This is a genomic window from Parahaliea aestuarii (assembly GCF_008064635.1).
GTDB lineage: Bacteria > Pseudomonadota > Gammaproteobacteria > Pseudomonadales > Halieaceae > Parahaliea > Parahaliea aestuarii.
Genome location: NZ_VRYZ01000002.1, coordinates 650986 through 663293, shown reverse-complemented (window position 1 = coordinate 663293; position 12308 = coordinate 650986). Strand labels below are relative to the sequence as shown.

Annotated in this window: 10 protein-coding genes; 7 read left to right on the top strand and 3 right to left on the bottom strand. The window is 62.1% G+C overall.

From position 1 onward, the window contains the following. Positions 1–71: 71 nt before the first annotated feature. The 3 genes from FVW59_RS07105 (at position 72) to FVW59_RS07095 (ending at position 4301) form a co-directional block, all read left to right on the top strand. A complete protein-coding gene (locus FVW59_RS07105) occupies positions 72–1757 on the top strand; it encodes a Na/Pi cotransporter family protein (protein ID WP_148063518.1) in 1686 nt (561 codons plus the stop codon). Positions 1758–1821: 64 nt separating this feature from the next. Next, on the top strand, positions 1822–3405 hold the full coding sequence (locus FVW59_RS07100; protein ID WP_148063517.1) for a thymidine phosphorylase family protein: 1584 nt from the start codon (positions 1822–1824) through the stop codon (positions 3403–3405). A gap of 2 nt (positions 3406–3407) precedes the next feature. Next, positions 3408–4301, top strand: coding sequence for a ribose-phosphate diphosphokinase (locus tag FVW59_RS07095; RefSeq protein ID WP_148063516.1), 894 nt, complete (start codon positions 3408–3410; stop codon positions 4299–4301). Positions 4302–4365: 64 nt separating this feature from the next. On the opposite strand, the gene FVW59_RS07090 is transcribed toward FVW59_RS07095, so the two are convergent. Both FVW59_RS07090 and FVW59_RS07085 read right to left on the bottom strand, forming a co-directional pair. Further along, the gene (locus FVW59_RS07090) at positions 4366–5355 is read right to left on the bottom strand and encodes a 2-hydroxyacid dehydrogenase (protein WP_148063515.1); all 990 of its coding nucleotides are present in this window, start codon (positions 5353–5355) and stop codon (positions 4366–4368) included. A gap of 112 nt (positions 5356–5467) precedes the next feature. Further along, complete coding sequence (locus FVW59_RS07085) at positions 5468–6223, bottom strand: ZIP family metal transporter (protein ID WP_148063514.1); 756 nt, start codon at positions 6221–6223, stop codon at positions 5468–5470. A 346-nt stretch (positions 6224–6569) separates the two neighbouring features. Between FVW59_RS07085 and FVW59_RS07080 the strand changes: the two genes are divergently transcribed. The 3 genes from FVW59_RS07080 to FVW59_RS07070 all read left to right on the top strand — a co-directional run bounded on the left by FVW59_RS07080 (position 6570) and on the right by FVW59_RS07070 (position 10267). Further along, positions 6570–8363 carry a sensor domain-containing diguanylate cyclase gene (locus tag FVW59_RS07080; protein WP_148063513.1) on the top strand — a complete coding sequence of 598 codons (1794 nt, stop codon included), beginning with the start codon at positions 6570–6572 and terminating at the stop codon, positions 8361–8363. Positions 8364–8489: 126 nt separating this feature from the next. Beyond that, complete coding sequence (locus tag FVW59_RS07075) at positions 8490–9791, top strand: peptidase MATCAP family protein (RefSeq protein WP_222711441.1); 1302 nt, start codon at positions 8490–8492, stop codon at positions 9789–9791. A 116-nt stretch (positions 9792–9907) separates the two neighbouring features. Next, positions 9908–10267, top strand: a complete 360-nt coding sequence (locus FVW59_RS07070; protein ID WP_148063512.1) for a DUF3192 domain-containing protein — start codon at positions 9908–9910, stop codon at positions 10265–10267. 33 nt (positions 10268–10300) lie between these two features. Here the strand turns inward: FVW59_RS07070 and FVW59_RS07065 are convergent, their stop codons facing one another. After that, a complete protein-coding gene (locus tag FVW59_RS07065) occupies positions 10301–10717 on the bottom strand; it encodes an HIT family protein (protein WP_148063511.1) in 417 nt (138 codons plus the stop codon). A 168-nt stretch (positions 10718–10885) separates the two neighbouring features. Here FVW59_RS07065 and FVW59_RS07060 point away from each other — a divergent pair, with 168 nt between their 5' ends. Next, positions 10886–12298, top strand: coding sequence for an amidase (locus FVW59_RS07060; protein WP_148063510.1), 1413 nt, complete (start codon positions 10886–10888; stop codon positions 12296–12298). Positions 12299–12308: the final 10 nt, after the last annotated feature.

Sequence of the window (12308 nt, the reverse complement as noted above, 5' to 3'; positions counted from 1 at the left end):
TCACCCGGGTGTGTACCGGTATCGCCGCGCCAGAACAGTGACAGAATAGGCGTCAACGACAATACTGCAACATGCTGGCTGCGTGCTGCAGGCCCGGCACACCAGAGATTACTGTCAGAGGGACTGTCTGCATGTTCCCCGTGCTTCTCGCGCTCGGCACTGGGCTGGCGCTGTTCCTGTTCGGCATGCACGAACTCGAGGGCGGCGTGCGCGCTCTTGGGCGACGTACTTTCCAGCGCTGGTTGTCGCGCTCAACAGCCTCCCCGGTCAGCAGTGCTGCGGTAGGTGTGGCGGTAACGGCGATACTGCAGAGCAGTTCCCTGGTCAGCCTGCTGGTACTGGCCTTCGCCAGTGCCGGAGTGCTTCCTCTCTACAACGCGGTGGGGATTCTGTTGGGTGCCAATCTGGGCACCACCATAACGGGCTGGATGGTGGCTACCATCGGATTCAAGTTGTCCCTGCAAGCATTGGCCCTGCCGGGGATGGCACTGGGGGCGCTGTTGGTCATGCTACCTGTGTCCAGTTCTCGCGTTGCGGCGACGGGCCGTTTGGTATTCGGCATCGGGCTGATCCTGCTCGGTCTGGATATCATGAAGGGCGCGATGGAGACCGTGTCGGCGAGCTGGGACCTCGAGGTGTTGCAGGGACAGGTAGTGCTGGTGTATTTCCTCGCCGGTATCGCAATGGCCGCGCTGATCCAGTCGAGCTCGGCAGTCATGATGCTTACGCTTGCGGCTCTCCACGGCGGCCTGGTGGATATTGGGGCTGCCGCAGCTTTGGTTATCGGCGCCGATCTGGGAACGACCAGCACAACCTTGATCGGCAGCATTGGCGGCAGCGCGGTCAAACGCCAGTTGGCCCTGGCGCACTTGCTGTTCAACCTGATAGTGGATGTCCTGGCGCTGGTGGTTCTACTGCCCCTCTTGCCGGCCATCCAGTCCTTCATTGGCCTGTCGGATCCGCTTTACACGCTGGCGCTATTTCACAGCCTGTTCAATCTTGTCGGCTTGCTGCTGTTCCTGCCCTGGCTGAAAGTCTGGTCGCATTGGCTGGGGCGGCGTTTTTGTCGCCGTGCAAGTGAAGTCGTTGAGCTCGGCTCAGTACCCACTCGCGTGCCGGATGCTGCCCTGGTCGCCAGCGGCAAGTTACTGCATAGCATGCGTCTGAATGCAATGGCTCTCAGTCTGCACTTCTTTAAAATTCCGGTAGAAGGGCTGAATATCCGGTCAGAACTGACACGGGAACTGGAGGTCGTGTCCCGCGAGGCGGTGACTGTGGAAGAGCGCTATGCACGGCTCAAGCAGTGGGAGTCAGAATTACTGGCGTTCTCATTTGACCTGCAGGCCGAGCCGCTGAACGCAGAACAGGCGGGTACAATTCAGCGCCAGACCCATGAAGCACGCTCGCTGAGTTACAGTAGCAAGACACTCAAGGACATTCGGGAAAACCTGGTGAACCAGCGTCACAGTGAGCTGGACGAGGTGCAGTCGCTTTACCGTGAACACCGCAGGTATATGACTGCCGCCATCTCCCACTACCTTCGACTGGCCAGTGAAGATGGGCGACGTGGAGACCGTGAGGAGGAGGTGGCCGACCTGTCGGGAGCCAATGATCGGGATTACGAAGCGGCTAACCTGCGTGTGAGCGCTATGGCGGCGGGCGATGTAGTCAGCGGCACCGAGTTGACCAACATGCTGAATGTCAATCGGGACCTGCACCATGCCGTCAAAGACTTGCTGCACTCATTGCAGGGCTGAGCGCTGGCGCGTGACCAGAGTTATCGCACAATATCGCCTGTAGACAGGCACCGGGAGAAGCTCCATGAGCAAGCAGAGCAGCCGCGATAGCGCTGCACAAAGTGAAGCGCCACAACCACTTGCCTTGCGCCGGGTCGGTATCGATACCTATCGCGAAAACGTTGCCTATCTGCATCGCGACTGTGCGATCTACCGGGCGGAGGGTTTCCAGGCGCTTTCCAAAGTGGAAGTGCGGGCAAACGGCCGCTGTATTCTCGCCAGTGTCAACGTCGTCGACGACAGTGCCATTGTCGGTTGCCAGCAGCTGGGTTTGTCCGAAGACGCCTTTGTGCAACTGGGCGTAGCCGAGGGCTGCGGCGTGACGGTATCGCAGGCGGAGCCACCCCGCTCAATCCCCGCCCTGCATCGCAAGATCGCCGGCGAGCGCCTCGCTCAGGATGACTTCGCCGGCATCGTGGAGGACATTGCCTCGCACCGCTACTCGAAGATTGAACTGACCGCCTTTGTAGTGGCCTGTAACCAGGGCGAGCTGGATCGTGAGGAAGTGTTCTACCTCACCGACGCCATGAGCAGGGTGGGGCGGCGCCTGGACTGGCACGAGTACCCGGTGGTAGATAAACACTGCGTCGGCGGCATTCCCGGGAACCGCACCTCAATGCTGGTGGTGCCGATTGTCGCCGCGCACAACATGTTGTGTCCGAAAACCTCATCCCGCGCGATTACTTCACCGGCGGGGACGGCCGATACCATGGAGGTACTGGCCTCGGTGGAAATGCCCTTTGAACGGCTGATGGAGATCGTGCGCCGGCATCGGGGGTGTCTGGCCTGGGGTGGTACCAGTGATCTGTCTCCCGCGGATGATGTATTGATCTCCGTGGAGCGACCGCTCTCGATCGACTCTCCGGGGCAGATGGTCGCGTCGATTCTGTCGAAGAAAATCTCCGCCGGCTCCAGCCATTTGCTGCTGGATATCCCCATTGGACCGACCGCCAAGGTCCGCTCGATGCCGGATGCCCAACGCCTGCGCAGGCTGTTTGAATTTGTCGCCCGGCGCATGGGACTGGTGATCGACGTGGTGATCACCGATGGCCGGCAACCGGTAGGTAATGGTATCGGCCCCGTGCTGGAGGCGCGCGATGTGTTGAGGGTGTTGGAAAATCACCCGCTGGCGCCCACCGACCTGCGGGAAAAGGCACTGCGCCTTGCGGGCCGCATGTTGGAGTTCGATGCCGGTGTGCGCGGGGGTGAAGGTTACGGTCTTGCCCGGGATATTCTCGATTCGGGCCGCGCACTGCAAAAGATGCGCGCGATCATTGATGCCCAGGGGGCGAAGCACTTTGACCCTGACAAGCCCTGCCTGTCACCGCTCAGTTTTGAGGTGAAGGCGTCGCAGGCCGGGATGGTGGTGGGAATCGACAATCAGCAGCTGGCCCGCATTGCCCGGCTCGCCGGTGCGCCCAAGGCTTCGGGAGCGGGCGTCGACCTGCTGGTGAAGCTTGGCGATCGGGTGTCGAGCGGCGATCCGCTTTATCGGGTTTATGCCGCCTACCCTACGGAGCAAGCGTTTGCCAGTGAGGCCTGTGACAGGAATAGCGGCTATTTCATCGGTGCTGCTGAGCAGCTAACCCGTGTTTCTGTGGAGTTCTGACCATGGCGCTGCTGCTCTACAGTCTGGATGAAGCCCCCGTTGCCGGGCGCCTGGCAAAGGCCAGTGGACTGCCATCGGCTCCGTATCAGTGTCACCGCTTTCCCGATCAGGAGTTGCGGCTGACGCTACCAATTGCAGAGGTGGCGTCACCGGTCGATACGCTGGTGGTTTACCGCAGCCTGGATCGCCCCAATGACAAACTCATCGAACTGTTGTTGATCGCCCGCCACGCCCGCGAAGCAGGAATTTCCCGCCTGCTGTTGGTGGCGCCCTATCTGGCCTACATGCGTCAGGACATCGCCTTTCACCCCGGCGAAGTCGTCAGCCAGCGAGTGATCGGTGCGTTTCTTGCCGGGCTTTTCGACGCGGTGATTACCGTCGACCCGCACCTGCACCGTACCCATAGCCTCATCGAGGCAATCCCGGTAGATCACGCTATCGCCCTGCAGGGCTCCCCGCGCCTGGCCGAGCTGATTGGGCGCCGGCATGCCAGTCCACTGCTGATCGGGCCGGATGCGGAATCCCGGCAGTGGGTGGAGGTCGCCGCCAGGCGTCTTGGCTGCGCCTATGGGGTCTGTAGCAAGGTGCGCCGCGGTGACAGAGATGTCGACATCACCCTGCCATCGATGCCGATTGCCGGGCAGCAGGTCGTGCTGATGGATGATATCGCCAGTTCCGGCCGCACCCTGGCCCGGGCCTGTGAACGATTGTTGCAGGCGGGGGCTCTGTCAGTGGATGTTGCTGTCACCCATGCGCTGTTTGCTGACGATGCACTGGACATTTTGCGCGCTGCCGGGGTCGGGGAAATCTGGAGTACCGATTGCATCAGCCACGCCACGAATGCAATCGACATGGCACCCGTGTTGAGTGAGGCATTGTTGCCTCTGCTGTCGTAGCGACCCGGGGTGATTGTGCTGGTGATAAACGTGGGAACCACACGGAGTGGCGTCGAGATCGGGCTCAGCCGGAAACGGTGAACAGCGGCTGCCGGCCCAATGCGTAATTGGTAATGTTTGCGAGTGTGGTTTCCGCTATTGCCGCCAGCGCCTCGCGGGTAAAAAAGCCCTGGTGGCCAGTGATGAGTACGTTGGGGAAGGTCAGAAGCCGCGCGAATACGTCATCCCGCATTACCTGGTTGGAGAGGTCGTCGAAGAACAGCTCATCTTCCTCCTCGTAGACGTCGAGTCCGAGGTAGCCGATGTGGCCCGACTTCAGTCCCTCGATCGCAGCGCGGGTATCGATCAGCGCGCCGCGACTGGTATTGATCAACATCACGCCGTTTTTCATGGCTGCCAGCGCCGCGCCGTTGATCAGGTGATGGGTGTCGGCCGTCAGCGGGCAGTGCAGCGTCACAATATCTGATTGCGCATACAGCTCCGCCAGGTCCACATAACTGGCGTCTGCAGGCAGGTTTTTTGCGGGCGATGGGTCGAATGCAATCACCTTGCATCCAAGGCCGGTCAGGATACCTGTCATGATCAGGCCGATTTTTCCGGTGCCGATAACGCCAACGGTTTTTCCATACATGTCGAAGCCGAGCAGGCCATTCAGTGCGAAGTTGCCATCGCGAACCCGGTTATAGGCCCGGTGAATGCGACGGTTCAAACTCAGCATCAGGGTCAGCGCATGTTCCGCCACCGCGTGAGGCGAGTAGGAAGGGACGCGAACGACAGTAATGCCGTGCGCGCCTGCGGCGCCGAGATCGACCTGGTTGAAGCCGGCACAGCGCAGTGCCAGCAGGCGGATACCAAACGCTGCGAATTGTTCCAGTACCTGTGCGTCGGCGTGGTCGTTGACGAAAATACAGGCCGCGTCAAAACCTTTCGCCAGGCTGGCGGTGGCACCTGTCAGGTGGGGTTCCAGGTAGGTGAGGGTGTGGCCGTGGTGCACGTTGGCCCGCTCAAGAAAGTCCCTGTCGTAGCGTTTGGTACTGAATACGGCCACTTTCACAGCGATTGCCCCCTTGCGAGCCGATGATGCGATAACTATAGCAGTGCATCGCGCGAGTTGGCCGGTAATGGTCGTGGTGAACGGCTCCGCTGTGCCTAATTCAGGTGCTTTATCACCCCACCCCCTGCGACAGCCCAAACGACACCAGAAAGCCCAGCACCGCAATCAGCCCGGCCCAGTCCCGTGTCTCGGCAAAGGCCTCGGGAATCATGGTGTCGACAATCATGGTCAGCATGGCGCCCGCCGCCACAGCGGTGGTAGCGGCCACCACTTCGTTGGGAAGGTTGTCGAACAGGGTGTAGCCCGCCAGGGCGGAGAGGGCACAGGCGAGGGTGATGCCGGTCCAGACGCCGAAAACGTAGCCCGCTGAGCGGCCCGCCTTGCGCATGCCCGCGGAGCTGGAAATCCCCTCGGGCAGGTTGGAAAGAAAAATCGCCGCAACGGTGGCGATGCTCACGGCGCCGCCGTGCAGGATGCCGAGGCCAATCACAATGGATTCGGGCACGCCGTCGAGCAGGGCGCCCAGCGCGATCGCGGTACCGCTGCCGCTTTGTTCATCTTCACTGGGTTGTTGTTCCCCGGAGCGCTTGCGGTGTTTGGCACCCTGCTGAGCCAGCGCCCGGTTGGCGATGGCGTAGACAATGGCTCCGAGCAGGAAGCCGGCGGCGGTTGCTCCCAGGCCGGCACTGGCGAAGGCCTCTCCCATCAACTCGAAGGACAGTGCCGATATCAGGACGCCACTGCCGAAGGCCATGATGCCGGCGGCAATGCGCCGGGGAACGGAGAGGTAGAAACCGATGGCGGCGCCCAGGATGAGGGCGCCGCCGGAGATAAACCCCCAGAACAGTGCGCTGATGGCAGGAGACATCGCTACGGTATCCGCTTTGGCAAGGTAACATTGGCCTTACCATACCTGATTCTGCGGCCGGGGAGACTATCCGCTAACTGGACATCGGCCGATTGCCCGGCGGAGAACAACTATGCCCGGGGTGTAGAGTGTGCACGGGATTCGGCCTGCCGATGGCTTTCGCGGATTTACCTTTACCGGGCATCGATCACAGCCAAATCAGTGCTTGCCTGACGGGGGCGGATTTAACACACTTCCCCCAGGGGGAAATGTGAACCCGGCTCGCCGTCAGGCACCCGCCCAGGGAGCGGGAGGGTGGCTGTGGGCTCTCGTCACATTTCGCGGAGTCAGGGAAGTGACAACCGGCATGAAAATCGTGCGTATTCAAGGCCTGTTACTGGTGCTGGCACTGCTGTGCATAGCCCCGGTTGGCGCAGCTGATCGCCTGCTTTCCCGCGATGCGCTGGCGCAGGGGGCTTCCCTGGCGGGCGGCTGGCGCTTCCAGCCGGGTGACAATCTGGCCTGGGCTGCGCCGGAATTCGATGACAGTGACTGGCCGACGCGCACGATTCCGCATCGGGCACCAAAGGGTGGGGCACAGGAAGCCCTGCAATTTTCCTGGTATCGCCTGACCATCCAGCTGCAGGGCAATATCGAAGCGGCTGGCGGGCAATCTCCGCTGCTGGGGGTGCAGATCGGCAAGGTACTCAGTGCCTATGAGCTCTACATCGGCGGTGAACTGGTTGGCGGCGTCGGGGCTTTGCCGCCGGATAGCGAGGTCAACTACGATCGCATGCAGGTCTACGCCATACCGGCCTCGGCGCTGACCGCGCAGGGCGAACTGGTGCTGGCCATGCGTGTGTGGGGGGGCAGTGCACTGTCCACCTCTCTGTGGGGTGAGGGGCCACACGAGGGCGCATTCCGTATCGGCTATTATCGCGACCTGATTGCCGCGAGTTTCTTCAATGAATTGCCCGCAGTGGCCATGTGCATTCTGTTTGCCGGATTCGGGCTCTACCACCTCTACCTTTTCAGCCGCAACCGGCAGTTGCGCACCTATTTCTGGTATGGCCTGGTGGCGCTGAATATCAGCCTCTACGCCTTTCTATCCAGTCAATTGAGGTACTACCTGGATTGGCCGTTTGCCCTCTATGAGAAAGTAGAATTTGGCACGATCTACCTTCTTCCAGCCCTGTTTATCCAGATGCTGCTGTCGCTGCTGGCAAAGCCGGCGGGCCTTCTGATGCGGGCTTATCAGGGCGCTTTTCTGGTGTTTTCACTGTTGGTGCTTTGCGTGCCGGGTATGTCCATCCTGTTCAGAACCCTGTTCTACTGGGAGATGCTGTGCCTGCCGGTGTTACTGTGGATGCCCTGGCAGATTTTGCGGGCGGCGAGAACCGGCAATCCCGAGGCGCGCACCTCGCTGATCGGCCTGGTCATCTTTATCGCCGCCTGTGCCAACGACATACTGATTGATATTGCGGGTTTGACAACGCCGCGGCTGTTGCCGGTCGGTTTTGTGGCCATCATGCTGTCGATGGTGATTTCCCTGGCCAATCGTTTCACCACGGTGCTGACCAGCCTGGAAAGCGAGGTGGCGCAGCAGACTGCCGAATTGCGCTCGGCCAACCGCCGGCTGGCGGTGGCAGCCAGGGAGGACCCGCTCACCGGCCTGCTCAACCGGCGCGGGCTGCTCGACATCGCGGCGGCAGAGGTGCAGCGCTTTCAGCGCACCGGGCGTACATTCTCTGTGATGCTGGTGGATCTCGATCATTTCAAGCAGTTCAACGACCGCCACGGTCACGCCTGTGGCGATTTTGTACTGCAGGAAGTGGCGGGCTTGCTGTGCCAGCGCCTGCGGGACATGGATACGCTGGCCCGCTGGGGTGGCGAGGAATTTATCCTGATCGTGCCGGAAACCAGCGGGCCCGGGGCCGCCGCCCTCGCCGAGAACCTGCGCTCTTGCGTCGCCGGCCACCGCTTCCACTACGCTGGGCAGGAAATGGCGGTGACCCTGACCCTGGGGTTGGCCACCTTCGTTACCGGGGACAACCTGGAGCAGTGCATTGCCCGCGCCGACGCGGCCCTCTATCGCGGCAAGGCTGCCGGTCGCAACCGGGTGGAAATCGAAGCGCCGGAAGTGGTCGGGGCGATCGCCTAGGGAGCAGGATATGGGCGTGATGCATGACACCTGCCCGGTGTGTGCGTCGGGCCGGGGCGAACAAATGCCGAAATCCCTGTCTGGGGCACAGCCTGGCGGCGTTCTATACTGAGGCAAAAGTGTCGCTTGAAGAGGTTCCGCAACACCATGCACGAACTGTCGCCACAGCTAGCCCCCTTCGCCCGCTGGGACCAGCGCCTGGTGGCCATGGTGCAGGACATCAAGCTGCTCAGCAGCCTGAGCTGGCCGCGAGAAGTGCAACTGAGCTTTCTGCAGGAGTGGCGCGCGGGCAATCCCCGCCTGCCCGAAGTCAACTACGAACGCCAGAGTCACGCGGATACCCTGCGCGCCCTCGATACCCTGATGGCGGAGCTGGATACCCACCACCCCCTCGGGCGCTATCTTCACAGCACCGCACGCTCCTACCACGATGCCGCGCGCCTGCTGGAAGCCCGGGGTACTGCCGCGGTCACCGCGCGTTCCCTGTCACTGTATGGCAAACCCGGGGACTCCATTGCCGGCGGTACCGTGCACAATATCGATGCCGCCCGGCATTTTATCGAAGTCACTGCAGCCTACGAACAGGAGTACAGCCTGCATGAAGCGGACTACTGCCTGTCGGCCGAGGTGTTGCAGCGGGAATTGAGCGAGCGCATCGGCAAGGTGATTGATCGCCATGATATCGAGGTGGTCATCGACGAGAATCTGGCTTCCAAGGCCGCCGCTGGCGCCACCCGCATCCGCCTGCGGGCGGGTACGCCCTTTTCCGAATACGACCTCAACCAGTTGCTGGAGCACGAGGCTTTCGTCCACAGTCTCACCGCCATCAACGGCCGCGAGCAGCCGCACTTCCGCAGCCTGAGCCTGGGGGCGCCGCGCACCACGGGAACCCAGGAGGGGCTGGCGACGTTTGCCGAACTGGTGACCGGTGCGGTGGATATCCGCCGCCTGCAGCGCATTGCCCTGCGCATTATTGCCATCGACATGGCCCTGCGCGGGGCGGATTTTATCGATGTGTTCCGCTATTTCCTCGACGCCGGGCAGACGGAGGTCGAGAGCTTCAACTCCGCCATGCGCATCTATCGCGGTGCGCCGGTAACCGGTGGCAGCGCCTTTACCAAGGACACGGTCTACCTGCACGGGCTGATGGAAGTGCACACTTTTTTCCGCTGGGCTCTGAAGCACAATCGCCTGCGCCTGTGTCGCCACCTGTTTGCCGGCCGCATGACGGTAGGCGATGTGGTACGCCTGGCGCCCCTGTTCGAGGCGGGCGATATCGCCGCGCCGATGTACCTGCCGCCCTGGATGCTGCGCACCAACGGGCTCGCCGCCTACCTGGCGTTCTCCGTGTTCGCCAACCGCATTCGCATTTCCGAACTGGGTGCCCACTACAGTTTCGCCGACGACGAGGCGGAGCCGCTTCGATAAAGCGAGTGCCCGCTGCGACGAGTCGCATTGCTGCAACTAGTGTTATGGTCGACTATATCACCTGTCCGGTGCGACATGGTGTCGCCCCCTGAAGATACAGATTGGAGGATACGACGGTGATTTCCCTGGCCCCATACCTGGCAGTGGTTCTGCTGATGCTCTCTGCCGCTGGTTGCGTGGTGATTCAGTCAGATGGTGATAGCGGCCACGATTGGCGCGAAGAAGAACAGGACAACCGCAGCGCCATCAGCGGCATGCAGATCGGAATGACGCGGGATGAGGTACAGCAGAAGATAGGCAGTCCGCGCGATTCGGAGTCCTACCGCCGCGGTGAAGACACCATGCTGGTCTGGTTCTATCGCACTCACCGCACTAAAGCCGATGGTGAAACCACCCGCGACGAGATGACGCCGCTGGTGTTTCGGGATGGCGTCCTGATCGGCTGGGGAGAGCAGGTCTACCTGTCCTCCCGCTGACCTCACCGCCCGCGCCAACAGCGCGCGGGCGTATCAATCGTTGACGCGCAGGCCGCAGCCTGCCGTCAGCGCATCGCGTAGTTCCCTTACTTCACTGTCGCTCCACAGTGGCCCCTCTGGCAACTGGCCCCATACCGGTTGCGGCCAGCAGGCGTCGCCCTCACGGCGCCCGACTATGTGCAGGTGCATCTGTGGCACCACGTTGCCGAGCCCGGCGAAGTTGACCTTCGGATAGCCCAGTTCGCTTTTCAGAAAGGCCGACAGTGCGCGACAGTCGGCCATCACGGCCAGCAGCTGTGGCGGGGCTAAATCCAGCAGGTCGGCCTCTTCGCTTTCCGGCACGAGGATAAGCCAGTGCAGGCTGGCATTCCTGGACAGCAACAGGGTGCCGCTGTCCATCGTTCCGAGCAGGTGGGTATCGGCGGCGAGTTGGGGGTGTAGCGTGGGCATGGTGTTAACGTCTCCGTGGGGCGGGGCAGTGGCAGTGTACTGTCAGACCGGGTGCGCGTCAGCCGCTGCCAGTCAATGGTGATTTGACGCTGCCATCGACAAGCTTGTAGGGTCAGGTTAGGGCGAGTGTCGTCCACTCGCCACCCAGACACTGCTGAGGAGTACCCGATGAGCCAGGACATTCTCTCCCTGACAGCAACGGAACTGGTTGCGCGCTACACTGACGGCAGTCTGTCGCCGGTGGAAGTGACCCGGGCCATGCTGGCGCAGATCGAACGGCTGGATGGCGAGGTGAATGCCTACTGTCTGGTAGACGAGGAAACCACGCTGCGCTATGCGCTTGAGAGTGAACTTCGCTACAACAACCGCGCGCCCAAGGGGTTGGTGGACGGGGTGCCGGTGGCAGTGAAGGATGTTTTTCTCACGCCCATGTGGCCGACCCTGAAGGGCTCGCGCACCATCGATGGCAACAGCACACTCGGCAAGAGTGCGCCCTGCGTCGCGGCGCTGGATCGCCACGGCTATGTCCCCCTCGGCAAGACGACAACGCCGGAGTTCGGCTGGAAAGGCGTCACCGACAGCCCTCTCTGTGGCCCCACCAACAATCCCTGGGATCCGACGCGCACGGCAGGTGGCTCGAGTGGCGGTACCGGCGCGGCCGTGGCGCTCGGCATGGGTGCCCTTGGTCTTGGCACCGACGCCGGCGGTTCCATTCGCATCCCGGCCGCCTTCTGTGGCCTTGTCGGTCTCAAACCCTCCTTTGGCGAAGTGCCCCACTGGCCCGCCAGCCCGTTCGGCACCCTGGCGCACGCCGGGCCGATGACCTGGACGGTGGAAGACTGCGCCTTGCTGATGAACGTCATGAGCGAGGCCGATCACCGCGACACCAACGCCATTCCGCGGCGCGACATTGATTACCTGGCTCATTTGCGCGATGGCGTCGAGGGCATGAAAATCGCGTTCAGTCCCAACCTCGGCCATGTGGAAGTGACCCCGGAAGTGGAAGCCAGCGTGCGCGAGGCCGCCAGGATATTTGGCCGGCTCGGGGCCACCGTGGTCGAGGTTGACCCCAGCTTCAGCGATCCGCTGGGCGCCTTCGGCCACCTTTTCTACGGCGGCGCGGCCAACGCCATGCGCGACCTCGGTGCCCGCAAGCGGGAATTGATGGACCCGGAACTGGTCAAGGTGGCCGAGAAGGCCGCCAGACTCTCCATGCTGGATTACATGGGGGCGATGAATGAACGCACCGCCCTGTGCGAGCGCATGGCGAGCTTTCACCAGAAGTACGATCTGCTGCTGACGCCGACCCTGCCCATCACCGCTTTCGATACCAATCGCGAAGTGCCGGAGGACTGGCCCAACACCCGCTGGCCCACCTGGACGCCCTTTACCTACCCGTTCAATCTCACCGGCCAGCCGGCCCTGTCGGTGCCCTGTGGTTTCTGCAGCGATGGCCTGCCTATTGGCCTGCAACTGGTCGGGGCAAAGTTTGACGATGCCCGCGTGCTGCAGGCGGGCTATGCCTACCAGCGCGAGGCGCCGCTGACCGGAAAGCGCCCACCACTGTTTAACCGGGCCTGAGGGGAGGGCA

What these genes read in the sequence shown, in the direction of transcription:
- FVW59_RS07105 (WP_148063518.1), top strand. Translation starts at nt 72, where the DNA reads ATGCTGGCTGCGTGCTGCAGGCCCGGCACACCAGAGATTACTGTCAGA.
- FVW59_RS07100 (WP_148063517.1), top strand. Translation starts at nt 1,822, where the DNA reads ATGAGCAAGCAGAGCAGCCGCGATAGCGCTGCACAAAGTGAAGCGCCA.
- FVW59_RS07095 (WP_148063516.1), top strand. Translation starts at nt 3,408, where the DNA reads ATGGCGCTGCTGCTCTACAGTCTGGATGAAGCCCCCGTTGCCGGGCGC.
- FVW59_RS07085 (WP_148063514.1), bottom strand. Translation starts at nt 6,223, where the DNA reads ATGTCTCCTGCCATCAGCGCACTGTTCTGGGGGTTTATCTCCGGCGGC.
- FVW59_RS07080 (WP_148063513.1), top strand. Translation starts at nt 6,570, where the DNA reads ATGAAAATCGTGCGTATTCAAGGCCTGTTACTGGTGCTGGCACTGCTG.
- FVW59_RS07065 (WP_148063511.1), bottom strand. Translation starts at nt 10,717, where the DNA reads ATGCCCACGCTACACCCCCAACTCGCCGCCGATACCCACCTGCTCGGA.
- FVW59_RS07060 (WP_148063510.1), top strand. Translation starts at nt 10,886, where the DNA reads ATGAGCCAGGACATTCTCTCCCTGACAGCAACGGAACTGGTTGCGCGC.